The following is a 26,717-nucleotide window of genomic DNA, read 5'->3' as shown; positions in this document are numbered from 1 at the left end:
TATGCGAATGTTGAATCATAAAAAAATACAAGAAAATATGGCATCACGTTTTTTTAAAGATCGAATTTACAAATTGTTATTTTATATAGCAATTTTGTTTTCAATCGTAATTTTGCTTATTTTGCTTTTTCAAATTTTTGAAAAAGGGTTAAGCTATCTTTCAATAGATTTCTTTACAAACTTCGCTTCACGTAATCCGAAAGAAGCCGGGATTGCTGCAGCTTTGTCGGGGACAATATTATTTATGAGTATTGTTATACCGGTCTCGTTTATATTTGGAGTCGGGACTGCCCTTTATTTAGAGCAATATGCGAAGGAATCTATATTTAAAAAGGTAATAGAAATTAATAATCAAACGTTAGCAGGAGTACCTTCCGTTGTATTTGGATTACTTGGCTTAACTATTTTTGTATATGCTCTTCATTTAGGCGAGAGTATTGTTGCAGCGGCGCTGACGATGAGTTTGCTCGTCTTACCGACAGTTGTTGTAGCTAGTCAAGAAGCGATACGATCTGTACCAAGTTCATTATTAGAGGCTTCTTACGGATTAGGTGCTACGAAGTGGCAAACGATGTATCAAATTGTATTGCCGGTAGCTTTCCCAGGAATTATAACGGGTTGTACGTTAGCGGTATCAAGAGCAATTGGAGAAGCGGCACCGTTGTTAGTAATCGGAGCATTAGCGTTTGCAAATTATGTTCCATTTAGTATGTTTGATAGATTTACAGTTTTACCAATTCAAATTTTTAATTGGATGAGTAGACCACAAGAAGAATTTCAGTATGTAGCAGCAGCTGGGATGATTGTTTTGCTAGGTCTGTTACTCTTTATCAATATATTTGTCTTATGGTTACGGAATCGAAAATAAGTTGGAAGTGGATGAAAGGGGAATTCAAATGGTAGCAACAGTAGTAAATGTACAGGTGAAAAACGAAGAGAAAATCCAGACTGCTCCAAAAAAAGTAGTATTTGATACGAAAAACCTAAATTTATGGTATGGAGAAGACCATGCTTTAAAGGATATTAACTTAAGTATTCATGAGAATGAAGTTACAGCAATTATTGGACCAAGTGGTTGCGGTAAATCAACGTACTTAAAAACATTAAATCGTATGGTAGAGTTAGTACCGATCGTTCGAACTACAGGCGTGATTGAATATAGAGAACGTAATATATTTGATAAATCGTATCCAGTTGAAGAATTACGCACACATGTAGGAATGGTGTTCCAAAAGCCAAATCCATTTCCAAAATCTATTTATGAAAATGTAGCATATGGACCGAAAATCCACGGTGTTCGTGATAAAAAAACGTTGGACGAAATTGTTGAAAAAAGTTTACGCGGGGCAGCAATTTGGGATGAATTAAAAGATCGTTTGCATGATAACGCATACGGTTTATCTGGTGGACAGCAACAACGCTTATGTATTGCACGTTGCTTAGCAATTGAACCAGACGTTATTTTAATGGATGAACCAACATCGGCGTTAGATCCAATTTCGACGTTAAAAGTAGAAGAATTAATTCAAGAGTTAAAGAAAGACTTTAGTATTGTAATTGTAACGCATAACATGCAACAAGCAGCGCGTATTTCAGATAAAACAGCTTTCTTCTTAAGTGGGGAAGTTGTGGAGTATACAGATACAAATAAATTATTCACAACCCCTTCAGATAAGCGTACAGAAGACTATATCACAGGACGATTCGGTTGATATCGCTAGCAAGGCTAAGAGAAAATGCCCTCTTAACAGAGGGCATTTCTTATTTTTACCTCATTTTAATAGAGAATTAAAACTTCTCCTATCTTACTGCTTATGGCAAGTATAAGAGGTTAGATAGGAGATTTATATAAAATGGCACATAATATTGAGGGGGAAGAAACGATGGTAAGAGAACAGTTTCAGTGTGATTTAAAAACGTTACAGCAAAAGGTAATTGAGCTTGGTGAATTAGCAAAGGAAGCTTTATTAATTGCTATGGAAGGTCTGCATACAAGAGATGTAGAGAAAGCGTTAGAGGTCATTGATGGTGATTACCGCATGGATAATTTAGAAGAGGAAATAAACGATCTTGCTCTTATGCTTATTACGAAGCAACAGCCTGTAGCAAGTGATTTAAGAAGAATTTTTATTTCAATTAAAACAGCGACAGATTTAGAGCGTATTGCAGACCATGCTGTTAATATTGCGAAATCCACAATTCGTCTTGGAGAAAAAGAAGTAACAGTTAGTTTGCAAAATCTTGATGAAATGTTTGCGATTGCTCATAAGATGCTAAATTTAGCATTGGAAGCATACGAACAAGAAAATTTAACTTTTGCTAAACAAATTGCTGAGATGGATGATTCAGTTGATGAAATATATGGGAAGGCAATTCGTGAATTTATATCCTCGATCCCTGAACAACCAGAGGCTATTACACAAATTACACAATTATCCTTTGTTGCAAGATATATTGAGCGTGTAGCAGATCATGTTACAAATATTGCTGAGAATGTATTTTATTTAGTAAAAGGAAAGCATTATTTATTGAATGAATAGGAAGGAAAGTAGGTGATGAGAAATCACCTGCTTTTTTTAGTCAAAACATGACAAAAAAAGCTCATTGTTTCCTTTAGTTTATGATGATAAGATGTATCATAATATAATGGGAAAATTAGTATTATTGGTTTTTATTCAGTGCTTTTTTACTAAGTTAATAGTAAGCGCTTTCTTTGTTGTTTGAGGGTGATAAAAATAGCCCTTCTTATTAAAGTTTCATTTTATATGGAAGAAGATTATAAGCAGAGATTTTCCATAGCACAATGATTTGTTGAAACAATCAAGCTTATATTGCTAGTTCATGTGGGATAGAGAATATACATATGGTGTATGGATTTATTGAACATTATATAAGTGGAGGCTGAAGTATATGAAGGGGGTTATTTTAGCTGGAGGAAAAGGAAGACGCCTTAGACCATTAACATGTAATACTCCAAAGCCGATGTTGCCATTATTAGAAAAACCAGTTTTGGAATACAATATTGAATTGTTACGTCAGCATGGTATTCGTGAAATTGCAATTACAGTTCAATATATGAGTGCGGCCATTAAGCAATATTTTGGCGATGGTAGTAAATGGGGAGTTAACTTGTACTATTTTGAAGACTCCCCTCCACTTGGAACGGCAGGAAGTATTAAACAAGCGGAAAACTTTTTAGATGAAACATTTGTTGTTATAAGTGGAGATGCATTAACTGATTTTCGATTATCAGAAGGAATTGCGTTTCATGAACAAAAGAAAAGAATGGTAACTATGTTTGTAAAGGAAGTAGAAAACCCACTCTCATTCGGTTTGGTTGTAATGAACAAAGAGCAAGAGGTTACACGATATATAGAAAAACCAAGCTGGAATGAGGTAATCTCCAATATTGTGAATACAGGGATTTATATTATGGAGCCAGAAATCTTTTCTTACATACCACCCCGAGAATTTTTTGATTTCAGTCAAGATGTGTTTCCATTATTAGCAAATAAGAACGCGTTATTTGCATATTTGTCAGAAGGTTATTGGTTAGATATCGGTACATTTGATCAATATCGACAAGCACAATTTGATTTGTTAACGAAAAAATTGCAAGTACCTATTCCTTATACGGAAGTGTTACCGATGGTATGGATGGGAGAAGGTGTGACGATTGGAAAAGGGACGAAAATTTATGGCCCATCTTTTATTGGAGAAGGAGCAAAGATTGGTGAGGGGGCTGTAATTGAGCCGTACTCTATTATCGGGAAAAATAGTATTGTTTCAAGTTACTCTCATCTTCAAAAAAGTATTGTTTTTGCAAATGCTCACATTGGGGAGTATTGTGAGCTATTAGAAACGACAATAGGAGAGCATACAATGGTTGAAGATGACGTTACGTTGTTTCAAAAAAGTATTGTAGCGGATCATTGTCATATAGGGAAGAGTACGGTCATTAAGCAAAAAGGAAAATTATGGCCTTATAAGGCCATTGATAGTCATTCGATAGTAGGATCGGCTGGTGTTCAAGAAAGTGAAAAAAGCGCTGGCTGGTTACAAAAAAGCCGTATTGTAGGGAGAGGGAATGTTGAGATTACTCCGCAATTTATTGTAAAAGTGGCGATGGCGTATGGATCTCTTTTCGGAAAAGGGGAAAGCATACTAATTGGGAGTCAAGAACATATAGAAACAACTTCTTATAAAAATTTATTTTTACATGCTATTCATGGTATCGGGATTCATACGATGGAATGTAAAGAGATGAACGAGTCACTTTTTCAGTATAGCATTCATAATTTGCAATGTGCAGGTGGGGTTTTCGTTCAAGTGGAAAATGAAAAAGAAGTTGTTATAAAGCTGTATGGTAAGGATGGGATGCTGTTAACGTATAAGCAGCAAAAAGCAATAGAACAAGTATATATGTCCGAGTCGTTTTATTACGTATGTGAGAAAGAAATGGGACAAAATACGCCAGTCCACGTTTCTTTAAATGACTATATAGAAGCTGTATTAGAATGCATTGATATTGAACAAATACAAAAACAAAAGTTTCATCTTCTTATTAATAAGAGAAATGATATGTTACAACATTTACTTATGCTCTTTCTTCAAAGGCTTGGGTGCACAGTTACATGGATTTATGCGGGCGAACAAAAAGATCATGTGAAAGCTTTGATGAAATCAAGTAAAGCGAATATGGCGCTTATGTTTTCTGAGCAAGGAAATTATTTCGAGTTATATGATAATCATAGTAATATTTACCAAGGTACAGATTTTGAAGAAATAGATCTTCCTGACTTATTACTGGAATCAAAAGGGAATATTTACCCAATGTCTTTGAAATTAGGAGAATGTTACCTTCTATTTTATATACATGATGAAAAAAAGGCGTTTCAAGTAAAGTGGAAACGAGATATTTTATATCGAATTGGAAAGTTATTCGAGTTAATAGCACTGCAAGAAAAGGCGTTTCTTAGCATAGTAGAGCAATCACCGCCGCTTTATTTACTTTATGATGAAGTTGTGTGTTCATGGAACGAAAAAGGGAAAGTGATGAGGAAATTATTGGCCGATATGGAAAGAAAGGAAGAAGGTATATTTGAAGGAGTGCAGTTCAAATATACCGAAAAAGAGTGGTCTTATATCGTTTCTGATACAAAACAACCAAAATTTTTGGTGTATTCACATGCTAGAAATCCAGTGATAGCAAGGGAAAACATGAAAAATCTTATAGAAAAAATTAGACAATATCAAAAGGTGTAGAATTTTTATTTTAAAAGTGGTATTATGGTATAGTCTGATTTAAGTTATTAGTACTGGAGGGAAATAAGAATGCGTGTGAATATTACTCTAGCATGTACAGAATGCGGAGATCGTAACTATATCTCAAAGAAAAATAAACGTAACAACGCTGAGCGTATCGAGCTTAAAAAGTATTGCAAGCGTGACAAGAAGTCTACGTTACACCGTGAAACAAAGTAAGCAGTAGGAATATTTTCCTACTGTTTCTTTTTTTATTCGATTCCTATATTAAAAGTGATACACTATCATCATAGAGTAAAGTGTCACTGTAGGGGGGAAGATGTGTGAAAGAAGAGAAAATACGTTTACGTAAAAAAATAATAGAACACATGAATTCTTTATCGGAAGAACAGTATACAACTTTATCAGAGCAAATCGCAGTTTCGTTGTATGCGCAAAAAGAGTGGGTTGAAGCTGAAACAATTGGAATCACTCTTTCAATGGAAAATGAAGTGAATACATATCCTATTATCGAAAAAGCTTGGGAAGAAGGAAAGAAAGTTGTAGTTCCGAAGTGTAATAAAGGAACAAGAACAATGTCCTTCCGGCAAATTAGTAATTTTGATCAATTAGAAACAGTGTATATGCATTTGCGTGAACCGATTCCATCGCTTACTGAAGAAGTGAATGCGGATGAAATTAACCTTCAAATCGTACCAGGCGTAGCTTATACAGAGCGAGGAGAACGGATTGGATACGGCGGGGGCTATTATGATCGTTATCTCGTGCATTATAAAGGGAAAACGCTATCATTAGCTTATGATTTTCAAATGGTAAAACAAATTCCAGTGGAACCATTTGATAAAAATGTAGAAAAAATTATTACAGAAAAAGGAACAATGGTTATAAATGGGCTTGTATAGACAAATAAAAATTGACGAGACTTTTTCTTCTTGATTATAATAAAATATGTGAACGTTTTCTTATTATAATTTTTTATAGTAAGTGAGCATAGAGGGTGATGAAATGGTATCTATTTATGATATTCAGCAATTGCTAAAGAAATTTGGTACGATTATTTATACGGGTGATCGAATTGCAGATTTGCAATTAATGCAAGATGAGCTACGTGAATTAAATCAGTCACAGCTAATCGATCCACAAGACTATCAAACAGCTTTATTTTTATTGAAGCAAGAAATTCAAAAAGAGCTAAATAAGAATTAGATAAAGGTAGGTAAGCAACATGGAAGAGAAATGGTTAGTTGGTGTTGACCTTGGTGGTACAACGATTAAATTAGCATTTATTAATGTATACGGTGAAATTTTACATAAGTGGGAAATCCCTACGAATACAAATGAGCAAGGAAAACATATTACACTTGACGTAGCGAAGGCAATTGATAAAAAATTAGAAGAGTTAGGCGAATTAAAAAGCAAGTTAATTGGTATTGGTATGGGAGCTCCTGGTCCTGTGCATGTGGCATCTGGAATGATTTATGAAGCGGTTAATTTAGGGTGGAAAAACTATCCATTAAAAGATTTACTAGAAGTAGAAACAGGGTTACCTGTTGTAATTGATAACGATGCAAACTTAGCAGCGCTTGGCGAAATGTGGAAAGGTGCTGGCGAAGGAGCAAAAGATTTAATTTGTATGACGCTTGGCACTGGTGTCGGTGGTGGTGTAATCGCCAATGGTGAGATTGTACACGGTGTAAGTGGTGCTGCTGGTGAGATTGGACATATTACAGTCGTTACAGAAAATGCTTTCCCATGTAATTGCGGAAAATCTGGTTGTTTAGAAACAGTAGCTTCTGCAACGGGTATTGTGCGTGTTGCTATGCAGAAAATACAAGAGACTGATAAAGAAAGCATGTTACGTTCTATGTTAGCAGAAGAAGGACGTATTACATCAAAAGATGTTTTTGAAGCGCACGGACAAGGTGATGAACTAGCAAATGAAGTAGTAGAAAAAGTAGCTTCTTATTTAGGATTAGCTGTAGCGAATCTTTCTAGTACGTTGAACCCAGAGAAAATTGTTATTGGTGGAGGCGTGTCTAAAGCTGGAGATGCACTATTAGAACCAATTCAAAGTTATTTCGAGCAATATGCTTTCTCACGTGCTGTAAAGAGTACGAAGTTAGCCATTGCAACACTTGGTAATGATGCAGGTGTTATTGGAGGAGCTTGGCTTGTAAAAAAGCACAAATACGAAGCGAAGATGATATAAGTTGTGAAATGTGAAAAGAGGAAGGGGGAAACCCTTCCTCTTTTTGCGTAAAATCTTGATGAAGAATAACATGTAAGTGAATTAAGCTGCTGGCGGATACCCGTTATATAGAACAGTCATGATCGTAAACCATCCGAAAACGAGTACAGTCGCAATTGCAAAGCCGCCTGCGAAAAAGTTCTTTTCGCGAAGTGTTCTAAGCGTAGCAAAAACAGCTAACAGAGTGACAAGCGTAAAAATAATAACAAGGCCCATACAATATCCTCCTCTGTCTACCTATTCTTAAATATGAGTTTTTAGAATATTTACTCTTTTACATTGTACATGTTTTAAAAATGATTGTCGAGATAGCATCCTTTCTTTTCCTAAGAGAAAGAAATGTTGTATCATTAAAAGTAAGTTTAATAACTGGAGGAGATTTTCATATGAAATGGACACAAATGCCGTTAGGACCATTACAAACAAATGCTTATATTTTAACGAATGATCAAAATGAGTGTATTATCTTTGATCCTGGTCATGAAGGAGAGAAGCTCGTTACATATTTACAAGAAGAACAATTAAAACCACTGGCGGTTTTATTAACGCATGCCCACTTTGATCATATTGGTGCTGTTGATGCGGTAAGAGACGCTTTCCATATTCCTGTATACGTACATAAAGAAGAAGCAGATTGGTTAGGAGATGGAAATGTAAATGGCTCTCAAATTTTTATGATGAACCGTAGTATTACAGCTAAGCCAGCGGATCATATTATTGATGCAGAAGGTACATTAACAGTCGGTTCATTTAATTTTGAAATTTTTGAGACGCCAGGACACTCTCCAGGAAGTATTTCTTATTATAGTAAAGAGGCGAATGCAGTGTTCTCAGGAGATGTATTATTCCAAATGAGTATTGGAAGAACTGATTTACCTGGTGGAAGTTTTGCTGAATTAATTGGAAGTATTGAAGAGAAATTATTCGTATTGCCAGATGAAACAGCGGTGCTATGTGGACATGGTCCAGAAACAAGCATCGGTTTTGAAAAAGAAAATAATCCATTTTTACAATAAGGAGTCATTATGGGGATGGAGCTCATTTTAAGAGAATGGATGGGGAAAGAGAAAGATTATTCGATTTCATATAGTACGTATATGAACCTCGTATTGTATGCAGAAGGGCATGGCTATTATATGAAGGACCGTGAAAAGATTGGAAGACAAGGCGATTTTTTTACAAGTAGCAATGTATCCTCTGCTTTTGCAAAAACATTTGCTAAGTTTTTTATTCGTCTTGTTGAGAATGATGAAGTCGCTCCAAATATTTGTGAGATTGGCGGGGGAACAGGAAAGTTTGCCTATGATGTTTTACAAGAATGGAAGCAATTATCTCCGGAAACCTTTATTGATTTAAACTATTCAATGATTGAAGTGAGCCCTTTTCATAGAAAATTACAACAAGAGAATCTGTGCTCATTTTCTAATGTATCGTATTATACATCTTATAGTAAAATGGGAGAGTCATTCGAAGGAATTCTTTTTTCGAATGAGTTATTTGATGCATTTCCTGTTGAAGTAATTGAGAAGAGAAATGGAATGTTGTATGAAGTACGTATTACGTATACAGAGGAAGGGAACCTTGCTGAAGTATGTAGACCGTTAGATAAAAGAATCGGTCGCTACTTACTGAAATATAACATTCATATTGCAGAAGGGCAGCGTTTTGAGGTGCCAATTGCGATGGAAGATTATATAAAAGGAATTGCAAAATGGTTTCAAAAAGGTATATGTATTACAGTTGACTATGGATACACAAAAGCAGAATGGACGTACCCTGCGCATCGAGAAGGAAGTTTACGTGGGTATTATAAGCATAAGTTAATACGTAATCCTTTAGCGTATCCAGGGGAAATGGATCTTACTACTCATATTCATTGGGATGAGTTAAAGGAGATTTTTAACCTTCAGGGAATGAGTGCAGTATGGCATAAGAAGCAATCTGAGTTTTTGTTAGCTGCAGGAATATTAGAACAGCTTACGAGTCATCAAGATACGAATCCTTTTTCTGAAACTCAAAAACAAAATCGAGCAATTCGTTCTATGATTTTGAACGGAGGATTAGGGAATGCCTTTGATGTTGTTATACATACGAAAGACATACAGAATTTACATCTGAATCGGTATTTAACAATATAAAAAACAAGACACAGCATATTTCTGTGTCTTGTTTTTTAATACGACGTATGTAGTATTATATATTTCCTCTCATGATATATATTTATATTAAAGATATGAGATGAAAAATATAGAATACGTTCTTTTTCTCTGTTTATTAGTCCCTAACCTAATAATACGCGAACGAGTTGAATAATTGTTTCGTTTTCTACTTTGTAGTAAATTTCTAATCCTTTTCTTTCACTAGAAACGATTTTAGCACTTTTTAATTTTGCTAAATGCTGTGAAATTGTAGACTGTGGCATGTTTAAGCCAGTGTACATTGTAGAAACGTTGCTTGGACCACGCTCGATTAATCCTTTTACGATACATAAACGAACTGGGTGAGCAAGTACTTTCAATAATTCTGCATTGCTTTCATAAAGTTCTATTTCTTTTTGAAAGGTTTCTAACATGTTCTTTTCCACCTCCGTGTGAGCTGTTATACCATACTATACATACCAAAAAATTAAAGAAAAGAAAACAGTTGTTGCAGAAAAAATTTCCTAAAGTAAAGAAATTGTAAGAAAAGAGACCCTGATGTAAATAAAATGGATAAATTAGCACAGTTTTGTAAAATGACGCTTTTGGGCGAAAATTTTGATGCGTTTTAAAAATTGAAAGATATAGATATATTTGTAACACAATTTTATCATGATTTTCTTATTCTTTCAAATGAATATACAAAATTTTTAAAATAATATGACAAAGGAATTATAATGCTATATATAGAATATAAAACAGGTTAAAAGAAGCCCGATGTAATCAGCTTTTTTATGAGGATAATGAGACACTTGAGTGTAGCTGATCAATCTTAGAATGATCAAGTCATTCGTCATTTATGCTAGAGCTCATCTTTTAGCAACTTTAAAAATCTGTGATTCCATATATTCTCATAAAATTCAATTGTCTCTTTTGCGGACATAAATGGATTGTTTAATGTAGAAGTTATTTTAGGTGCCATAAAGTTTTCGTACCCTAGTCCGTGAGCAAATTTAATCGTAGCATCCATACAGTACTCTGTCTGGGCGCCACAAAATTCAATACGATGTACAGATAATTGATCTAAAATTTCTTTTAAGTTTGTTTTATAAAATGAATTTGCATGTGTTTTTCTCACAAAGAAATCATGGTCTTGAACATCTAGATCAGTATGAATAGCCCAAAGTTCTTTTTCGGGTACTAAATGATCATCACAATGTTGAACAAAAATGATTGGTTTATTTGATTTTCTGTATGAAGAAATTCTTTTATTTACTTTTGTAAGCAAGTTTTGTAAATCAAATAAATGCTCTCCGCTATAACATACCCCATTTTGTAAATCGATAACGATTAAAATATCAGAACAAGTATCCATTATTTTTACCCCCTTTTATTTCTTAATATATCGATAAAACCATTATTTGTAAATAAGTGATGTGCTTTTATCCCACTATTTGTGGGAGGCGGGCTGCCCGTAAACGCCCGATTGGTGAAGGCTAATAATGAGTGGGAATGAACAAAACCCCCAATGATTAAATTTTTGTACAGAGATAATAAAGTAGTTTTATTTACAATAAAATTCTTTAAAAAACAATAAAGTTGTTTTATTATAATTGGGGTAGAGTCAAGAAAATACGCATTTACAACGATAAGTATTTTGATACAAGTCTTATGAGACATTATGAGGTCTAATTGAAAGGTGATTGGATTATGTACCGATAGGTTTTACTCTATTGAGATTGTGAAGTTTCCTACTTAAACTAACGGGGCAGGTTAGTTAGATAAAGGGATATTTGGATTAAGATAGATGTAAGTAGAAAAACTACTAAAGTAATAAGATTTGCTTCAGTAAAATAAGGTATATTATATTTGTTGAATAGATTCTCTGTAAAGACAAGAAAAGTAGGTGAACAAAGTGGGCAAATATCAATTGGATTACAAAAGTCAGGTAGCTGTGGCAAAGTTTCATGAAAAACAGACGCCTGCCAAATTTGATAAAAAGCAGCAACTTGAAAAATTGCGTGCGGAGTATTTGAAAAAGAAGCAAAAACAAACAGATAAATAATATGTTTTGTTTGTCTGATTGTTTTGTATTCGGTGTAAACAAAAGGAAATAGGTAAGTTATTCATCGTTCAAATATATACAGGCTATTTTTTCAAACATCTTTCTTAATGAACTAACGCATGCGTTAGTTCATTAAGAATAAATAAAAAAGTCGATTCCTTGAGAGGGGAATCGGCTTTTTTTAATAAGTGATATTTCCTTAGCGTTGTAAATCCGCATTTTCCTGACGCTACCCCTCATTAGACTAACGAGGAGGATGGTTGAAGAAGCCAAAAAAATTTGAGTACAAAAAGAAAAAACACTAAAAAGAATATACTAAACCGCATAAAAAGAAGATATGAAAACTTAATCTCATATCTTCTTTTCTCTCTACGCATTTACAGGTTCTTCTACATAAGAGAGGGCATTTTCAAAATCGGATATTAAATCGTTAACATTTTCAAGACCGACTGATAAGCGAAGTAATGAATTAGAGATACCTCTTTCATCACGAGCTTTTTGCGACAGCGCGGCGTGGGACATTTTAGCTGGGTAGGAAAGAATCGATTCGACAGCTCCTAAACTCACTGCAAAAACAGGTAATTTTACTTTTGATAAAAATTGGCGGAGTGCATCTTCTGACTGCAAAGTAAACGATAAGACCGCTCCAGCTGACGTTGCTTGAGATTGTTGAATATTAAATCCAAGATGTGTTTGTAATCCCGGATAATAGACATTTTGTACTTTAGCATGCTCTTGCAAATAGTGTGCAATTTTATTGGCATTTGCAGCTGAGTGCTCAAGACGTACATGTAATGTTTTTAGACCGCGAAGTACGAGAGAACAATCTTGAGGTCCTAAAATAGCGCCAAATGCATTTTGTAAAAATCCAAGCTTTTGAGCGAGTTCGGCATCTGTTACGACCGCTAATCCGGCAGTAACATCACTGTGACCAGCAATAAATTTTGTAGCACTATGAAGAACGACATCGGCGCCAAGATCAAGTGGCTTCTGGAATAATGGTGTCAAAAAAGTATTATCAACAAATGTAAGAGCACCAATAGATTTTGCGAGTTTAGAAACCTCGCGAATATCTGTTACTTTTAAAAGTGGGTTAGATGGTGTTTCTACATAAAAGAGTTTCGTATTCGATTTAATATTTTGCTTTATTTCTTCTAAATTGGTCATATCAACAAATGTATGTGAAACACCGTAACGGGAGAGTACTTCAGTTATAATTCGATAAGTGCCTCCGTATACGTCTTCTGAAATGAGAACGTGATCGCCTTGTGAAAGAAGGAGAAAAGCAGTAGAAATCGCTGCAATGCCTGAGGCAAAGGCGAATCCTTTTGTTCCGCCTTCTAATAAAGCAATGATATCTTCCAGAGCTTCACGAGTTGGATTTCCAGATCTGCTATAGTCGTATTTGCCAAAAGTATCTACATCAAACTGGTGAAATGTTGATGTGTTATAAATGGGAACGTTAACAGCTCCTGTTTGTGCATCGTGTTTATATTGGTTGTGTAGTAAGAGTGTATCTATAGAATAACTCATATTCTCACACCTTCTTTTACAAGTTTAATGGCTTGATTTAAGTCTTGAATTAAATCATTGCTGTTTTCAATGCCCACGGAGAATCGAAGAAGACGATTACATACACCGTTCGCCGTTCTGATTTCTTCTGGAATATCAGCATGTGTTTGCGTTGCTGGATAAGTCATTAAACTTTCTACACCACCAAGACTTTCGGCAAATGTGATTAAGGATAAAGATTGTAAGAATGGATTAATCCAAGCTTCATCTTTAAGTCGGAATGAAATCATACCGCCTCTCCCTGGATAAAAGACATCTGTCACACCATCCTCATCATTTAAATAAGCAACAACTGCTTTCGCATTTTCTTCATGTTGTTTCATGCGAAGCGCTAAAGTTTTCATACCACGAATTAATAGCCATGAGTCAAATGGGCTTAAGACAGCACCGGAGGCATTATGATAATGAGCGATTTCCTCACAAAGTTCCTTTCCTTTTGCAACGACAAGTCCGCTTAATACATCATTATGCCCACCTAAATATTTCGTTGCACTATGAAGTACGATGTCAGCACCTTCTGTTAATGGCTGCTGTATATAAGGCGTGTAGAATGTATTGTCTACGATAAGAAGTAGTCTGTGTCTTTTCGCTACAGTTGCGACAGCGGCAATATCAGTAACTTGCATTAATGGATTAGTCGGAGTTTCTATGAAAATAGCCTTCGTTTCAGTTGTGATAGCTTGCTCAATTTGTTTAATAGATTGTGTATTTACGTATCTACATCGAACATTCCACTTTTTTTCGTGTTCGGAAAATAAGCGATACGTTCCCCCGTATAAATCTTCGGATACAATAAGTTCATCTCCAGAACGGAATAATGAAAGGACGAGGAGAACAGCTGCCATACCTGAACTACAGGCATAACCTTGTTGGCCATATTCTAAGTCTGCGATTGCCTGTTCTAAAAGACCACGAGTTGGATTTCCAGTTCGTGAATAGTCAAAGCCGGTAGATTTACCAAGTCCTTCGTGACGATAAGCGGTTGAGAAATAAACGGGTGGATTAACAGTTCCTGTTGTAGTTTCGCTACGATTTCCGATTTGTGCTAGTTTTGTTTCGATAGTTGACATGTAAAAATTCCTCCTTTTTAAATTGAACCAGTAGTTGAATATAAAATAAAAAAAGCCTTCTAAGAAGAAGGCTTTCGGATTGAATAGAGTCTTCTTCTCATCTGTCAAATCTTTCACAATTTGCTGGAATTAGCACCTTATTAACAAATGTTAATGGTTGCTGAGGCGTCATAGGGCCAGTCCCTCTACCTCTCTAGATAAGAATGTTCGTATGAAATTTTTATTATGTTTTTAACTTTACAACAAAAGTTAATTGAATTGCAACTTTATTTTAAATAATTTTTATTTTTCCGCAAGTGTCATTGACTTTTATATTTGTGCATGCTAAATTTATAAAAAATTAACAAACATTGTTAAAAGGGGAACGCATTTCCTTTTAGCTACATAAATAAAATAATAAAGACAACTCTTATTGAGAGCGGTGGAGGGAAAGGCCCTGTGAAACCCGGCAACCTTCAAACGAAATGTTTGAAACGGTGCTAATACCTGCAAAACGAATGTTTTGCATAATAAGAGGCGGAACAATTATGTCCCCCTCTTCAAAGTGAAGAGGGGGTTTTTATATTGATAGAAATGAGGGAGATTCGTGAAATTACTAGATTTATTATCAAAAGGAATTGTAATAGGTGATGGTGCGGTTGGAACGTTATTACATTCACATGGTTTGCAAAGTAGTTTTGAAGAATTGAATGTATCTGATCCAGACCTAATTATATCGATTCATAAACAATATGTAGCTGCTGGTGCAGATGTGATTCAAACAAATACGTATGGAGCAAATGAGGCGAAATTACGTATGTATGGCTTAGAAAATCAAGTTGTTCAGATTAATAAAGCGGCAGTGAAGCTTGCGAAAGCATCTGTTACAAACAGAAATGCAATTTTAGGAACAATCGGTGGTATGAAACATATCGGAGCTGTCACAACGACTGATATGGAGCGAGAATTTATGCTACTTGAACAGGCAGGTGCTTTACTAGAAGAACAGGTTGATGGATTACTATTAGAAACTTTTTACGATGAATTTGAATTACTTCATGCCGTTAAAGTATTGCGTAAGCAAACGAATATTCCGATTGTTGCTCAAGTAGCGTTACATGAAGCAGGTACGACTCAAAATGGAAATGATGTCAATGAAATATTAAAGCAGCTTATAGATTACGGTGCAAATGTTGTTGGATTGAACTGTCAACTAGGGCCACTTCATATGACGGAAGCTTTCAAAATGATATCGATTCCGCAGAATGGCTATTTATCAGCATACCCAAATGCAGGTCTCCCAAATTATGTGGAGGGGCGTTACGTATATGAGGGAAGCCCAGCTTATTTCGAAGCGATGACACCAAAATTTATTGAGCAAGGTATTCGGTTATTGGGTGGTTGTTGTGGTACGACTCCAGAACATATTCAAAGTATGAAGCGCGCTGTTGCGAATGTTACACCTGTAATAGAAAAAGACACAATTCAAAGACCGAAAGTAGTTCATACACACGAGAAGCGTTCGAAGGCAAAGGTTACTCTTGCGGAAAAGGCAAAAAAACAAACGACAGTTGTAGTGGAATTAGATCCGCCGAAAACGTTAGATACACAGCGGTTTTTTGAAGGAGCAAGAGCGTTAAAAAGAGCGGGAGCAGACGCTATTACTCTAGCAGATAATTCATTAGCATCGCCTCGTGTTTCGAATATGGCAATGGGCGCACTATTAACGAAGCACGATATTCCAGTATTGACACATTTAACGTGTAGAGACCATAACGTCATTGGACTACAATCTCATTTACTAGGTTTATCAGCGTTAGGTATGGAGGAAGTATTAGCTTTAACTGGTGATCCAGCGCGCGTTGGTGATTTTCCGGGAGCAACTTCTGTATATGATCTGTCCTCTATAGAGTTAATTAAAATGATTAAAGAAATGAACGATGGACGTTCCATTTTAGGGAAATCCATTGGACCGGCAACAAGGTTTTCAGTCGGAGGTGCTTTTAATCCTCACGTAAGGCATTTAAAAGCAGCGGTAAAGCGAATGGAACGAAAAATAGATGCTGGGGCTGAATATTTCTTAACACAGCCGATATATGATGTTGCTTTAATAGAAGAAGTATATGAAGCAACAAAACATTTGGAACAACCTATTTTTATTGGAATTATGCCATTAGTAAGTAAGCGGAATGCAGACTTTCTCCATTTTGAGGTGCCGGGTATTACTCTTCCTGAAGAAATAAGAGAGAGAATGGATGGACACGAAACGAAAAAGGCAGCTATCGAGGAAGGGATTCGTATTTCACAAGAGTTGATCGATGCAGCGATGAAATATTTTAACGGTATCTATTTAATTACACCATTTCTAAAATATGAAATTACAGAACATCTTGTTAAATATGTGAGAGAAAAGCAAGAAGTGAAAGAAGGTATTAATTGATGAAGTGTATAGAAGAAAAATTACAAAATAACATTTTAATATTAGACGGTGCAATGGGGACAATGATACAACAAGAGGACTTAACTGCGGAAGATTTCGGAGGAGAAGAGTACGAGGGCTGTAATGAATATTTAGTAGAAACAAGGCCGGATGTTATTTTAAAGATTCATAAAGCTTATATTGAAGCTGGAGCTGACATTATTGAAACAAATACATTTGGGGCGACAAATATCGTATTAAGTGATTATGAGCTGTCTCATTTAGATGAAGAACTAAATGAAAAGGCAGCACGATTAGCGAAACAAGCTGTTAAAGAAAGTGGGAATGAAGTATATGTTGCAGGTGCGATGGGACCGACAACGAAAGCAATTAGTGTTACAGGAGGAGTTACATTTGAAGAACTAATAGAAGCTTATACTAGGCAGGCGAGGGGATTATTAAATGGCGAAGTTGATGTGTTACTCGTTGAGACGAGTCAAGATATGCGTAATGTGAAAGCTGCTTATATTGGAATTCAAGCTGCTTTTGAAGAACTAAATAAAATTGTTCCTATTATGATCTCTGGGACGATTGAGCCGATGGGGACGACTCTGGCTGGGCAAACAATTGAGGCTTTTTACTTATCCGTAGAACATATGAAGCCATTATCTGTTGGATTAAACTGCGCGACTGGTCCGGAGTTTATGAGAGACCATATTCGTTCTTTATCTGATTTATCGGAGTGTTACATTTCTTGTTATCCAAATGCAGGTCTTCCTGATGAAGATGGACATTATCATGAATCTCCATCTTCTCTCGCTGAAAAAGTGAAGCGATTTGCTGAAGAAGGATGGATTAATATTATTGGTGGTTGTTGCGGCACAACACCAGAACATATAAGAGCAATGAAAGAAGCGCTAGCATCTCTTACACCGCGTGAGCAAAATGAACGAGCCGGACATGGAATTAGTGGATTAGAGGCGCTGCAATATGATGAGTCTATGAGACCGTTATTTGTGGGTGAAAGAACGAATGTTATAGGGTCACGTAAATTTAAACGATTAGTGGCAGAAGGTAAATTTGAAGAGGCTGCTGAAGTGGCAAGAGCACAAGTGAAGAAAAATGCTCATATTATTGATATTTGTATGGCAGACCCTGACCGTGATGAAATAGAAGATATGGAAAAATTCTTATCAGAAGTTACAAAAGTGTTAAAAGTACCGATTATGATTGATTCAACAGATGAAAATGTAATGGCGAGAGCACTTACTTATATTCAAGGGAAAGCTGTTATTAACTCTATTAACTTAGAAGATGGAGAAGAGCGTTTTGAAAAGGTAACGCCACTGCTTCGCAAGTATGGTGCCGCAATTGTAGTTGGGACAATTGACGAAGATGGTATGGCAGTAAGTGCTGAAAGAAAACTAGAAATTGCGAAAAGAAGTTATGAATTATTGACGACGAAATATGGTATACGCCCGTCAGATATTATTTTTGATGCACTTGTATTTCCAGTAGGGACAGGTGATGAAGAATACATCGGTTCAGCGGCAGCGACGATAGAAGGAATTCGACTTATTAAAGAAGCGTTACCAGAATGTTTAACGATTTTAGGTGTGAGTAATATATCATTTGGTTTACCACCAGCTGGACGTGAAGTGTTAAATTCTGTCTTTTTATATCATGCAACGAAAGCAGGATTAGATTATGCGATTGTTAATACTGAGAAATTAGAGCGCTATGCGTCAATTCCAGAGGAAGAAAAACGTCTTGCAGATGCATTATTATTTGAAACGACGAAAGAGACGTTAGAAGAATTTACGAATTTTTATCGTGTTGCTAAAAAGAAAGAGGTTGTTGTTCAAGAAACATTAACGCTTGATGAGCGACTAGCCAACTATATTGTAGAAGGTACAAAGCAAGGATTACATGAAGATTTAAGTCTCGCGCTGACAGAGGGAAGAAAACCTTTGGATATTATTAATGGTCCACTTATGACAGGAATGGATGAGGTGGGACGATTATTTAATAATAATGAACTTATAGTTGCTGAAGTATTGCAAAGTGCTGAAAGTATGAAAGCTGCTGTAAGTTATTTGGAGCCGCATATGGAATCTAGCGATAGTGCGAAAAAAGGAAAAGTATTATTAGCGACCGTTAAAGGGGACGTACATGATATTGGGAAAAATCTTGTTGAAATTATTTTATCAAATAACGGATATGAGATTATTAATTTAGGAATTAATGTTCGTTCGGATCGAATCGTTCAAGAAGTGCAAGAAAAAAAACCTGATATTATAGGTCTTTCTGGCTTGCTAGTAAAATCAGCACAACAAATGGTAACAACTGCTGAGGATTTAAAAGCGGCGAATATTGATATTCCAATTGTTGTTGGTGGTGCAGCGTTAACGAGAAAGTTTACAGATAATCGTATTTCTCCATCGTATAAAGGGCTCGTATGTTATGCGAGCGATGCGATGACAGGTCTTGATATTATTAATAAGCTTCAAAAAGAAGAAGAGCGTGAGAAGATGAAACAGGATAAAAAAGAACGTCATCTTCATATCGTAAAAAAAGAAGAGAAGAAAGTGGAAATTCCAGCAGTAATTGAGCCATTACCAAAATCAGAGGTTATGGTGCCTGATTCAACAAAACGAATTGTATTACGAGATGTTCCTGTCTCACATCTTGCCCCATTTTTAAATAGACAAATGTTACTTGGACATCACCTTGGATTAAAAGGAAATGTGAAGAAGCTTTTGAAAGAGGGGGATAAAAGAGCGCACGAATTAAATGATTTAATAGACGAATTATTGGTGGAAGGACAATCTTGGTTAAAACCGAAAGCAGTGTATCAATTTTTCCCAGCGCAAAGCGATGGACAAAACATCGTAATATATGATCCAGAAGATCATACGCGCGTAATAGAGCGTTTCACATTTCCTAGACAAGGAAAAGCACCATACCGTACTTTAGGTGATTATTTGCGCCCTATTGGAGATGAGATGGACTATGTCGCTTTCTTATCTGTTACTGTTGGGGAAGGAGTTCGGGATATTGCTGAGGAGTGGAAGGCGAAGGGAGATTATTTACGCAGTCATGCAATTCAATCGTTAGCGCTTGAATTAGCAGAGGGGCTTGCTGAAAAAACACATATGCTCATTCGTGACCGCTGGGGCATTCCAGATTCACCTGAACTGACGATGGAAGAGCGTTTCCGTACGAAATATAGAGGAATACGTGTGTCATTTGGTTATCCAGCATGCCCAGAACTTGCGGATCAAGAAAAATTGTTCCGTCTAATTCATCCAGAGGAAATAGGTATTTCATTAACGGAAGGATTCATGATGGAACCAGAAGCATCAGTAACGGCTATGGTATTTTCTCACCCTGAGGCAAGGTATTTTAGTGTACTATAGTGTAGAAGGGGGAGACGTATGAAGAAAATAGTCTTTACAGGTGGCGGTTCGGCAGGGCATGTAACACCTAATTTAGCCATCATTCCATATTTACAAGAACAGCATTGGGATATCTCTTATATTGGTTCTCATCAAGGGATTGAGAAAGCGATTATAGAAAAAGAGGGCATTCCGTACTATAGTATTGCGAGTGGAAAGCTACGTCGTTATTTTGATTTGAAAAATATAAAAGATCCTTTTCTTGTAATGAAGGGGGTTATGGATGCGTATGTAAGGATTCGAAAACTAAAACCGGATGTAATTTTTTCAAAAGGTGGTTTCGTATCTGTACCAGTCGTAATTGGAGGATGGTTAAATAGAGTGCCAGTTTTATTGCATGAATCCGATATGACACCAGGACTAGCAAACAAAATTGCGCTCCGTTTTGCTTCGAAAATATTTGTTACATTTGAGGAAGCAGCGAAACATTTACCGAAAGAAAAAGTAATATATACGGGAGCTCCTGTACGTGAAGAAGTGCTAAAGGGAAATCGTGAAAAAGGTTTAGCGTTTTTAAGTTTTTCACGTAAAAAGCCGGTTATTACAATTATGGGTGGAAGTTTGGGTGCGAAGAAAATCAATGAAACAGTTCGAGAAGCGTTACCAAAACTTCTTAAAAAGTATCAAATTGTTCATCTTTGCGGAAAAGGTAATCTTGATGAAAGCTTACAAAATAAAGAAGGATATAAACAATTTGAATATATCCATGAGGAGTTACCAGACATATTAGCGGCAACAGATTTTGTTATTTCACGTGCGGGATCCAATGCAATCTTTGAGTTTTTAACATTAGAAAAGCCAATGGTTTTAATTCCCTTATCAAAATTTGCTAGTCGTGGAGATCAAATTTTAAATGCAGAATCCTTCGAAAAACAAGGTTATGCCTCAGTATTGTACGAAGAAGATGTTACTATGAATTCTCTTATAAAGCATGTCGAAGAGTTAGATCAAAATAATGAGGTGTATAAAAGGGCATTAAAGAAATACAATGGAGAAGAAGCGATTAAAACTATTATTAAACATATTTCAGAGGCATGATTATACAATCATGTCTTTTTTAATAGGATGAAAGATTCCAAGAATTGATATTTTTATGTTACAATAACAAATGGTTAGTAGGGAAATTCCAATTGATTAAGCGTGAAAATACGAATGGATTAGGAGTGACTGTGTTGGAGCTAAGTCTCTATGAAAATACTGCACTTATTATATGCTTTGTGTTGTACGTTGGTAGTGTGATTGTTTATATTTCAAGGAAATTTTCGCAAGAACGAGAGCTTGAAAAATCAGAAATAACAGCAGAACTAGAAATGTTAGCTGATGAAAGTTATAAAAAACAAAAAACAAAAGAAGACCATGAAGCAACCCATCATTTAAACGCAAATAAGTTCTAAAGATGGGGATTTTTTTTTGATGTCGTTCTTTATTATATCTATAGCAAGTAACGCTAAAAGGAGTTTCCCCATACAGATTTAAAGGATGAACATAAATGAAATTTTATATAGCATCGGGATTTCAAAATAAACACATTGTTCGTTTTGTATCAGGCCAGTTAAAAGAAGCAGGATGGCACCATACATATGATTGGACAAAAAACGAAAGAGCAGTTAACCAAGAAAAATTAAGAGAAATTGGTGAGGCGGAAAAGAATGCTATAAAGGAAGCCGATGTCTTTTTATTTATATTAGATGGTGGAAATGGAAGTCATACAGAGTTTGGAATGGCCATTGCACTAGAGAAAAAAATATATATGTATCATGAAGGAAATTCGCTGCAAACAACATTTTACCATTTGCCAGAAGTACATATTTTTGAAGGGGATGCAAAAGAGTTTGTAGCTCACGTTATGAATAATGTGGATGTTTAAAAGGTTATAAAGATAATCTTTTGGGTACAGTGATGATAAGGAAAGTATATAAAGGAGCTATATAATATGAAATTAGAAAATGGTTGGGAAACAAGTTTTTTAGAAGTGGTACAAAAGAGTGAATTTAAGAGAGATGCGCTTCTTAGTCAATTGCTTTTTGCAGATAGTGAAGAAGTAGAAGAGCTTACTGATGATTACGGATATGAAGATATTATTGAACGCGAACATGATGATGAATTAGCAGAAATTTTAGGCGAAGAACTATTCAGTGAGATGGAGCGATACGTATTCTTATCTTCACAACCAGAAGAGAAACTGATTTCATTCGTAAATGGATTAGGTTTTCATGTGTTAGATTGGATCGTGCTTCTTGAAACAGAATTTGGTGTTGATAGTGCAAACTTTACATCAGATGCTGTGAAGATGTTAGAAAAGCGTTTCAGACAGTTTCCATACATAGAGGATAAGACGATTTTTGATATGACGTTTGGAGAAGCGATGGATGTATTAGAATCCATTACAGGATTACAACTGAAGGAAAAGATGAACGTATAATGAAAAAAGAACGTGAGGATATCACGTTCTTTTTTTACATAATAATAATTTTATCATCTAGTTTTGTCTGCCCAGTAAGAAGTGCGTTTAAATATTCCACTTTTCTTATACAAGCTTGTATATGTCTTTCAACCTCTTGTAACTCTGCTTGATGATGTGTTTCAATTGGATGAATTTGTACGTTAAATTTTTCAAATTGACTACTATATGTTATTTCTGCATAGCCGCTCATAATATCCGTTTCGTTATGAAATAAAAATTGTTTCGTTTTGTCACAGAATGATACATCCTGAAAGCCATATACTTTTAATGCGTCAATTACTTTTTTTATTATTTTTGTATTCATTTTTTAACCCTCTTTACGAAGTTCTACTTTTATATTATAACATAAAAAATTACATAGAAAGCGCTTCCAAGTGTATTTTATTATAAACTTTACGTTTCAATCATAAAAATGAAACAAAGAAAAAATAATTGTAAAGAAGGAAGGACTCTTTTATTGTTTCGTCATATATATAGAGAAATAGTGCAATGAAAGGAAATTTTCCGAGGTGGAGATTGTATTTCCAATTTGAGCGCAGTAAAAGAGGTGAGAATCTTGAACTTTGATATTGTAGGGCAAAAAGCATATATAAAAGATGGACCGCATCGGAACCGAATTGGAATTGTAAAGAAAAACGAAGAACAATTAAAACCACACTTCGCTATTATAATTGGAGAACAAAGTATTGATGTCGAGCTAAAGGATATCGTGTTAGTTGGAGTGGACGTAGGACAATTTCATAAATGGTGCGAGCAGAATGGTTATTTGTGAAAAGGACGGGCTGTGAGATAATGAAATATATTTGAGAAAAGAGAATATGTTATTGTATTCTCTTTTTCTATGTGTAAGGAGACGGAAATGAAGTATAAAGAACGAGATTTTACATTGGAATTGAAAGAGAAAATTCAATGTATGGAAAAGGAGATAGAGCGAATATCACTTAAACTTTTTAGAGAGTATGCCCATTTATATATTGAGAAAAGTATGGAATTAGACATTGGATTCGAAAGAGAAAAAGAAGATCCCTTTGAAACGGGGTATTATTCATCAGTTTCTATGGCGATAGTAGATGAAGAAGGTGAGATGATTGACTTTTATATCATTCCAATTTGGAAATGCGAAAATATCTTTTTAGGAATGCTAACTCAATCAAGAATTTGGGGGAGTAAGAAAGTAGGAGAACTTGTTGATTATTCTTATTATGAGATTGAGGAGGAGTTAAAAGAGCAACTAGAAGAATGCTTGGAGTGATACTTTTCAAGATGGGATGTAAAAAAAGACGCTAACAGTTTTATGTTAGCGTCTTTTTCTTATTATGAAGCAATTTCACCAGTTTTTGTATCATCTTGATTGTACGTATCTTGATCTAATTCACCAAGCCATTTACTAGAAATAAGACCTGCTGTCATAGAACCACTTACGTTAAGAGCTGTACGGCCCATATCGATTAATGGTTCAACCGAGATAACAAGAGCGACAATGCCAATTGGTAAGTTCATTGTAGATAGTACGATTAACGCTGCGAATGTTGCACCGCCACCAACACCGGCAACACCGAATGAGCTAATAGCAACGACAGCGATTAAAGTTAAAATAAATTGTGGTTGTAACGGATCAATTCCTACAGTTGGAGCGACCATCATTGCAAGCATTGCTGGATAAATACCTGCGCAACCGTTTTGACCGATAGATACTCCGAATGAAGCAGCGAAGTTTGCAATCCCTTCGGAAATACCAAGCTTTTCTTTTTGCGCTTCAATATTTAATGGCATTGCGCCAGCACTAGAGCGAGATGTGAATGCAAATGTTAATACAGGGAATACCTTTTTCAAATATTGAATTGGATTTAAACCAGATAGAGCAATTAATAATAAGTGAATAACGAACATTACGATAAGTGCTACGTAAGACGCTAACACGAAGTTACCAAGTTTTAAAATAGCATTTATATCGCTACCAGCAACTGTTTTTGCCATAAGAGCTAATACGCCGTATGGAGTAAGGCGTAAAATTAATGTTACCATACGCATTACGATTGCATATACAGCATCAAGCATCTTCTTAAATAACTCTGCTTGTTCTGGATATTTTCGTTTTACACCTATAAAGGCAATGCCGATAAAGGCTGCAAATATTACGACAGAAATTGTTGATGTTGGACGAGCACCTGTTAAATCAAGAAATGGATTTGTAGGTAATAGCTCTAATAATTTGTCTGGAATTGTTGTCTTTTCAATAGAAGTAAATCTTTCTTCAACTAGTTTCAGACGAGCAGATTCTGCATCACCTTGTTGTAGGCCTGTTGCTGATACATCAAATCCTGCACTTGCAGCGATTCCGACAGCTGCAGCAATTCCTGTAGTAAGAATTAAAATTCCGATAATAAGGCCACTGATTTTACCAAGATTTTTCGTTAATTGTAATTTTGTAAAGGCTGAAATAATAGATACTAAAATAAGTGGCATAACGATCATTTGAAGCAATTTCACATAACCGTTACCGATTAAGCCAAACCAAGTATTTGATTCAATAATTACTTTAGAAGTAGGCTCATAAATAAATTGTAATATAAGACCAAATAAAATTCCGACTCCTAAAGCAGTAAATACACGTTTATTAAAAGATACATGCTTACGTTGCATATAATATAATACGCCGACTAAAATGAGCATGACTGCAACGTTAATTCCGACAAGCAGTGTATTCATGTTGATTCCCCCTAATTCCAATCTGTTATATAGAATATAAGGTAATAAAACCTATAAGTCAACTAGGAAATTCCGCGATTAAAAAAAGATGGCAAATTGCCATCTTTTAATGTCCAGCCCCAGGGACAAGTAAAAACGTCGTGTAGTATGTAAATCCTATGAAGAAAACAGTTAAGTAGGCCCCAAATACGTATATATACATACGCTCTGTTAATTTTAAATAACTTAAAAGTACGAAGAAACCTGTTTGTCCTAAAAATAGTAGTGCAGCCTGTTGCATATCCCCTACGTAAAACATAACCGAGAAAATTCCAGTCCAAAAGCCGAGAACGCGAAACATGCGCTCCATGCCATCTCCCTCCTTTTCTAGAAAAAGTAAACCTCTCCTCATTATAGTTTATTTTTCTTACTATTGTAAATATTCGTTCATATAAAAAGAAGCCAATTATAATTGGCTTCTTTTTATATGAGAAATTAAATTGTTAATTTATAATTACAAGATTTACATCCATCTAGTAGACTATCATTTCGTGTTAATTCCATGTTAGGGAATAGGATTTCAAAAATCCCTTTCATCATATCCCCATGCATATTACAAATTTCAGTTGGGTGATGAACAGCAACTTCTTTAAATGGACAATTGTGTACATCATAGAAAATTTTTGTTCCATCTGCACTTAATTCAAATGCAGGTGATAAACCAGCTGTTGAGAAAGCTTCTTTTGCAATTTGAACTTTTTGTTCTACTGTTAAGTCTTCTTCACTCACATTTAAGCGGTGCATATGTTGTTGCATTAATTCTGCTCCGAATTGTTTTCCTGTTTCGTATAGCGCTTTTTCACCAGCAGCTCCAAGGCTAAGAAGAGAATTGAACGCTATTTTTGCTAATAATTGATAATCACGGAATGGAAATTGCAATTGGATAACATCATCAGATAATACATATAATCTGCTTGGTCTTCCACCCTTTCCAGTTTTCTTTGTTTCAGATTTAAGCATATGAACATCTTCTAATTTAGATAAATGTAAGCGTGCTACGTTTGGATGAATGTCAAACTCATCTGCAATTTCTTGTACAGTTACGTAACTATGTTTTTGAGAAATATATTTATAAATGTAATAACGAGTTGGGTCAGATAATACACCTGTAATTTTTAAAGCTTGTTCCATTAGGATCTCCACCTTTATCACTTTATCCAAGATAATAACATTATAATACAGATAAACTTCCATATAGGTAATTTCAGACAATAATTCGGAAATTGTTCATAATTTCACAAACATAATTTTCCTTTTTATTTAGGTGAAAATACAAAAGTCCCAATTTTTA

The 26,717-nt window shown here is 35.3% G+C and carries 28 protein-coding genes and 2 riboswitches; of the genes, 19 read left to right on the top strand and 9 right to left on the bottom strand.

Annotated elements, in window-relative coordinates:
• Window position 1: 1 nt before the first annotated feature.
• The 8 genes from pstA (at window position 2) to glcK (ending at window position 7,474) form a co-directional block, all read left to right on the top strand.
• On the top strand, window positions 2-868 hold the full coding sequence (pstA, locus tag MHH42_RS21670; protein WP_001242538.1) for a phosphate ABC transporter permease PstA: 867 nt from the start codon (window positions 2-4) through the stop codon (window positions 866-868).
• 28 nt (window positions 869-896) lie between these two features.
• Window positions 897-1,712 (top strand): phosphate ABC transporter ATP-binding protein, encoded by an 816-nt coding sequence (gene pstB, locus MHH42_RS21665; RefSeq protein WP_000226691.1) that lies wholly within the window; start codon window positions 897-899, stop codon window positions 1,710-1,712.
• Between the two features lie 171 nt (window positions 1,713-1,883).
• The gene (phoU, locus tag MHH42_RS21660; protein ID WP_033657342.1) at window positions 1,884-2,540 is read left to right on the top strand and encodes a phosphate signaling complex protein PhoU; all 657 of its coding nucleotides are present in this window, start codon (window positions 1,884-1,886) and stop codon (window positions 2,538-2,540) included.
• A gap of 370 nt (window positions 2,541-2,910) precedes the next feature.
• On the top strand, window positions 2,911-5,265 hold the full coding sequence (locus MHH42_RS21655) for a sugar phosphate nucleotidyltransferase (RefSeq protein WP_070173779.1): 2,355 nt from the start codon (window positions 2,911-2,913) through the stop codon (window positions 5,263-5,265).
• A 69-nt stretch (window positions 5,266-5,334) separates the two neighbouring features.
• Complete coding sequence (gene rpmG / locus MHH42_RS21650) at window positions 5,335-5,484, top strand: 50S ribosomal protein L33 (RefSeq protein ID WP_001265616.1); 150 nt, start codon at window positions 5,335-5,337, stop codon at window positions 5,482-5,484.
• 104 nt (window positions 5,485-5,588) lie between these two features.
• Window positions 5,589-6,167 carry a 5-formyltetrahydrofolate cyclo-ligase gene (locus MHH42_RS21645; protein WP_000656839.1) on the top strand — a complete coding sequence of 193 codons (579 nt, stop codon included), beginning with the start codon at window positions 5,589-5,591 and terminating at the stop codon, window positions 6,165-6,167.
• 103 nt (window positions 6,168-6,270) lie between these two features.
• On the top strand, window positions 6,271-6,471 hold the full coding sequence (locus MHH42_RS21640) for a YqgQ family protein (RefSeq protein ID WP_000253699.1): 201 nt from the start codon (window positions 6,271-6,273) through the stop codon (window positions 6,469-6,471).
• A gap of 19 nt (window positions 6,472-6,490) precedes the next feature.
• Complete coding sequence (gene glcK, locus MHH42_RS21635) at window positions 6,491-7,474, top strand: glucokinase (protein ID WP_000391710.1); 984 nt, start codon at window positions 6,491-6,493, stop codon at window positions 7,472-7,474.
• Window positions 7,475-7,555: 81 nt separating this feature from the next.
• Here the strand turns inward: glcK and MHH42_RS21630 are convergent, their stop codons facing one another.
• Window positions 7,556-7,729 (bottom strand): DUF2759 domain-containing protein, encoded by a 174-nt coding sequence (locus MHH42_RS21630; protein ID WP_000524850.1) that lies wholly within the window; start codon window positions 7,727-7,729, stop codon window positions 7,556-7,558.
• A 170-nt stretch (window positions 7,730-7,899) separates the two neighbouring features.
• Between MHH42_RS21630 and MHH42_RS21625 the strand changes: the two genes are divergently transcribed.
• Entirely contained in the window at window positions 7,900-8,529 is a 630-nt protein-coding gene (locus MHH42_RS21625; protein WP_070173778.1) for an MBL fold metallo-hydrolase, read from the top strand.
• 9 nt (window positions 8,530-8,538) lie between these two features.
• Entirely contained in the window at window positions 8,539-9,651 is a 1,113-nt protein-coding gene (locus MHH42_RS21620; RefSeq protein WP_070173777.1) for a class I SAM-dependent methyltransferase, read from the top strand.
• A gap of 143 nt (window positions 9,652-9,794) precedes the next feature.
• On the opposite strand, the gene MHH42_RS21615 is transcribed toward MHH42_RS21620, so the two are convergent.
• Both MHH42_RS21615 and MHH42_RS21610 read right to left on the bottom strand, forming a co-directional pair.
• Window positions 9,795-10,085 (bottom strand): ArsR/SmtB family transcription factor, encoded by a 291-nt coding sequence (locus MHH42_RS21615; protein WP_000894375.1) that lies wholly within the window; start codon window positions 10,083-10,085, stop codon window positions 9,795-9,797.
• Between the two features lie 428 nt (window positions 10,086-10,513).
• Window positions 10,514-11,026, bottom strand: coding sequence for a cysteine hydrolase family protein (locus MHH42_RS21610; protein ID WP_070173776.1), 513 nt, complete (start codon window positions 11,024-11,026; stop codon window positions 10,514-10,516).
• A gap of 540 nt (window positions 11,027-11,566) precedes the next feature.
• On the opposite strand from MHH42_RS21610, the gene MHH42_RS21605 reads away from it, so the two are divergent.
• Window positions 11,567-11,716, top strand: a complete 150-nt coding sequence (locus MHH42_RS21605) for a hypothetical protein (protein ID WP_000521653.1) — start codon at window positions 11,567-11,569, stop codon at window positions 11,714-11,716.
• Window positions 11,717-12,085: 369 nt separating this feature from the next.
• Here MHH42_RS21605 and metC read toward each other — a convergent pair whose 3' ends face one another.
• The gene (gene metC, locus MHH42_RS21600; RefSeq protein WP_016109094.1) at window positions 12,086-13,249 is read right to left on the bottom strand and encodes a cystathionine beta-lyase; all 1,164 of its coding nucleotides are present in this window, start codon (window positions 13,247-13,249) and stop codon (window positions 12,086-12,088) included.
• Window positions 13,246-14,358, bottom strand: coding sequence for a cystathionine gamma-synthase/O-acetylhomoserine thiolyase (metI, locus tag MHH42_RS21595; RefSeq protein WP_000103906.1), 1,113 nt, complete (start codon window positions 14,356-14,358; stop codon window positions 13,246-13,248). Before metI ends, metC begins: the two co-directional genes overlap by 4 nt.
• A 94-nt stretch (window positions 14,359-14,452) precedes the next feature.
• A riboswitch (SAM riboswitch) is annotated at window positions 14,453-14,562 on the bottom strand.
• A 202-nt stretch (window positions 14,563-14,764) separates the two neighbouring features.
• A riboswitch (SAM riboswitch) is annotated at window positions 14,765-14,874 on the top strand.
• Window positions 14,875-14,944: 70 nt separating this feature from the next.
• Here metI and MHH42_RS21590 point away from each other — a divergent pair.
• From MHH42_RS21590 to MHH42_RS21565, 6 genes are all read left to right on the top strand, one after another.
• Window positions 14,945-16,777, top strand: a complete 1,833-nt coding sequence (locus tag MHH42_RS21590) for a bifunctional homocysteine S-methyltransferase/methylenetetrahydrofolate reductase (protein ID WP_070173775.1) — start codon at window positions 14,945-14,947, stop codon at window positions 16,775-16,777.
• On the top strand, window positions 16,777-20,175 hold the full coding sequence (gene metH / locus MHH42_RS21585; RefSeq protein WP_000649705.1) for a methionine synthase: 3,399 nt from the start codon (window positions 16,777-16,779) through the stop codon (window positions 20,173-20,175). The genes MHH42_RS21590 and metH overlap by 1 nt, the downstream gene beginning before the upstream one ends.
• Before the next feature lie 18 nt (window positions 20,176-20,193).
• Window positions 20,194-21,252: an undecaprenyldiphospho-muramoylpentapeptide beta-N-acetylglucosaminyltransferase gene (locus MHH42_RS21580; RefSeq protein ID WP_000724784.1), complete on the top strand. Its 1,059-nt coding sequence runs from the start codon at window positions 20,194-20,196 to the stop codon at window positions 21,250-21,252.
• A gap of 95 nt (window positions 21,253-21,347) precedes the next feature.
• On the top strand, window positions 21,348-21,608 hold the full coding sequence (locus MHH42_RS21575) for a DUF3966 domain-containing protein (RefSeq protein ID WP_079996683.1): 261 nt from the start codon (window positions 21,348-21,350) through the stop codon (window positions 21,606-21,608).
• A 95-nt stretch (window positions 21,609-21,703) separates the two neighbouring features.
• Window positions 21,704-22,081, top strand: coding sequence for a nucleoside 2-deoxyribosyltransferase (locus MHH42_RS21570; protein WP_016109092.1), 378 nt, complete (start codon window positions 21,704-21,706; stop codon window positions 22,079-22,081).
• 66 nt (window positions 22,082-22,147) lie between these two features.
• The gene (locus tag MHH42_RS21565; protein ID WP_016109091.1) at window positions 22,148-22,636 is read left to right on the top strand and encodes a hypothetical protein; all 489 of its coding nucleotides are present in this window, start codon (window positions 22,148-22,150) and stop codon (window positions 22,634-22,636) included.
• Between the two features lie 34 nt (window positions 22,637-22,670).
• Here MHH42_RS21565 and MHH42_RS21560 read toward each other — a convergent pair whose 3' ends face one another.
• Window positions 22,671-22,982, bottom strand: a complete 312-nt coding sequence (locus tag MHH42_RS21560; protein ID WP_001092833.1) for a hypothetical protein — start codon at window positions 22,980-22,982, stop codon at window positions 22,671-22,673.
• Window positions 22,983-23,234: 252 nt separating this feature from the next.
• On the opposite strand from MHH42_RS21560, the gene MHH42_RS21555 reads away from it, so the two are divergent.
• Window positions 23,235-23,450 carry a DUF3912 family protein gene (locus MHH42_RS21555; protein ID WP_001008324.1) on the top strand — a complete coding sequence of 72 codons (216 nt, stop codon included), beginning with the start codon at window positions 23,235-23,237 and terminating at the stop codon, window positions 23,448-23,450.
• 87 nt (window positions 23,451-23,537) lie between these two features.
• Window positions 23,538-23,930 carry a hypothetical protein gene (locus MHH42_RS21550; RefSeq protein ID WP_000875408.1) on the top strand — a complete coding sequence of 131 codons (393 nt, stop codon included), beginning with the start codon at window positions 23,538-23,540 and terminating at the stop codon, window positions 23,928-23,930.
• 62 nt (window positions 23,931-23,992) lie between these two features.
• Here the strand turns inward: MHH42_RS21550 and MHH42_RS21545 are convergent, their stop codons facing one another.
• From MHH42_RS21545 to MHH42_RS21535, 3 genes are all read right to left on the bottom strand, one after another.
• On the bottom strand, window positions 23,993-25,387 hold the full coding sequence (locus MHH42_RS21545; RefSeq protein ID WP_001094345.1) for an L-cystine transporter: 1,395 nt from the start codon (window positions 25,385-25,387) through the stop codon (window positions 23,993-23,995).
• 106 nt (window positions 25,388-25,493) lie between these two features.
• Window positions 25,494-25,736 (bottom strand): DUF2626 domain-containing protein, encoded by a 243-nt coding sequence (locus tag MHH42_RS21540; RefSeq protein ID WP_000440717.1) that lies wholly within the window; start codon window positions 25,734-25,736, stop codon window positions 25,494-25,496.
• Window positions 25,737-25,861: 125 nt separating this feature from the next.
• The gene (locus MHH42_RS21535; RefSeq protein WP_000434114.1) at window positions 25,862-26,557 is read right to left on the bottom strand and encodes a helix-turn-helix transcriptional regulator; all 696 of its coding nucleotides are present in this window, start codon (window positions 26,555-26,557) and stop codon (window positions 25,862-25,864) included.
• Window positions 26,558-26,717: the final 160 nt, after the last annotated feature.

Source organism: Bacillus sp. FSL L8-0099 (assembly GCF_038006385.1).
Classification (GTDB): Bacteria; Bacillota; Bacilli; order Bacillales; family Bacillaceae_G; genus Bacillus_A; species Bacillus_A toyonensis.
Note: the sequence above shows the minus strand (reverse complement) of the source record. Positions and strands in the feature narration are given on the sequence as shown.

Excerpts from the sequence above, each read along its gene's own strand:
- MHH42_RS21625 (WP_070173778.1), top strand. The coding sequence starts at position 7,900 with ATGAAATGGACACAAATGCCGTTAGGACCATTACAAACAAATGCTTAT.
- glcK (WP_000391710.1), top strand. The coding sequence starts at position 6,491 with ATGGAAGAGAAATGGTTAGTTGGTGTTGACCTTGGTGGTACAACGATT.
- MHH42_RS21640 (WP_000253699.1), top strand. The coding sequence starts at position 6,271 with ATGGTATCTATTTATGATATTCAGCAATTGCTAAAGAAATTTGGTACG.
- metH (WP_000649705.1), top strand. The coding sequence starts at position 16,777 with ATGAAGTGTATAGAAGAAAAATTACAAAATAACATTTTAATATTAGAC.
- MHH42_RS21550 (WP_000875408.1), top strand. The coding sequence starts at position 23,538 with ATGAAGTATAAAGAACGAGATTTTACATTGGAATTGAAAGAGAAAATT.
- MHH42_RS21560 (WP_001092833.1), bottom strand. The coding sequence starts at position 22,982 with ATGAATACAAAAATAATAAAAAAAGTAATTGACGCATTAAAAGTATAT.
- MHH42_RS21655 (WP_070173779.1), top strand. The coding sequence starts at position 2,911 with ATGAAGGGGGTTATTTTAGCTGGAGGAAAAGGAAGACGCCTTAGACCA.
- MHH42_RS21615 (WP_000894375.1), bottom strand. The coding sequence starts at position 10,085 with ATGTTAGAAACCTTTCAAAAAGAAATAGAACTTTATGAAAGCAATGCA.
- MHH42_RS21620 (WP_070173777.1), top strand. The coding sequence starts at position 8,539 with ATGGGGATGGAGCTCATTTTAAGAGAATGGATGGGGAAAGAGAAAGAT.
- MHH42_RS21570 (WP_016109092.1), top strand. The coding sequence starts at position 21,704 with ATGAAATTTTATATAGCATCGGGATTTCAAAATAAACACATTGTTCGT.
- pstA (WP_001242538.1), top strand. The coding sequence starts at position 2 with ATGCGAATGTTGAATCATAAAAAAATACAAGAAAATATGGCATCACGT.
- MHH42_RS21565 (WP_016109091.1), top strand. The coding sequence starts at position 22,148 with ATGAAATTAGAAAATGGTTGGGAAACAAGTTTTTTAGAAGTGGTACAA.
- metC (WP_016109094.1), bottom strand. The coding sequence starts at position 13,249 with ATGAGTTATTCTATAGATACACTCTTACTACACAACCAATATAAACAC.
- MHH42_RS21540 (WP_000440717.1), bottom strand. The coding sequence starts at position 25,736 with ATGGAGCGCATGTTTCGCGTTCTCGGCTTTTGGACTGGAATTTTCTCG.
- MHH42_RS21630 (WP_000524850.1), bottom strand. The coding sequence starts at position 7,729 with ATGGGCCTTGTTATTATTTTTACGCTTGTCACTCTGTTAGCTGTTTTT.
- MHH42_RS21610 (WP_070173776.1), bottom strand. The coding sequence starts at position 11,026 with ATGGATACTTGTTCTGATATTTTAATCGTTATCGATTTACAAAATGGG.
- metI (WP_000103906.1), bottom strand. The coding sequence starts at position 14,358 with ATGTCAACTATCGAAACAAAACTAGCACAAATCGGAAATCGTAGCGAA.
- pstB (WP_000226691.1), top strand. The coding sequence starts at position 897 with ATGGTAGCAACAGTAGTAAATGTACAGGTGAAAAACGAAGAGAAAATC.
- rpmG (WP_001265616.1), top strand. The coding sequence starts at position 5,335 with ATGCGTGTGAATATTACTCTAGCATGTACAGAATGCGGAGATCGTAAC.
- MHH42_RS21545 (WP_001094345.1), bottom strand. The coding sequence starts at position 25,387 with ATGAATACACTGCTTGTCGGAATTAACGTTGCAGTCATGCTCATTTTA.
- MHH42_RS21580 (WP_000724784.1), top strand. The coding sequence starts at position 20,194 with ATGAAGAAAATAGTCTTTACAGGTGGCGGTTCGGCAGGGCATGTAACA.
- phoU (WP_033657342.1), top strand. The coding sequence starts at position 1,884 with ATGGTAAGAGAACAGTTTCAGTGTGATTTAAAAACGTTACAGCAAAAG.
- MHH42_RS21535 (WP_000434114.1), bottom strand. The coding sequence starts at position 26,557 with ATGGAACAAGCTTTAAAAATTACAGGTGTATTATCTGACCCAACTCGT.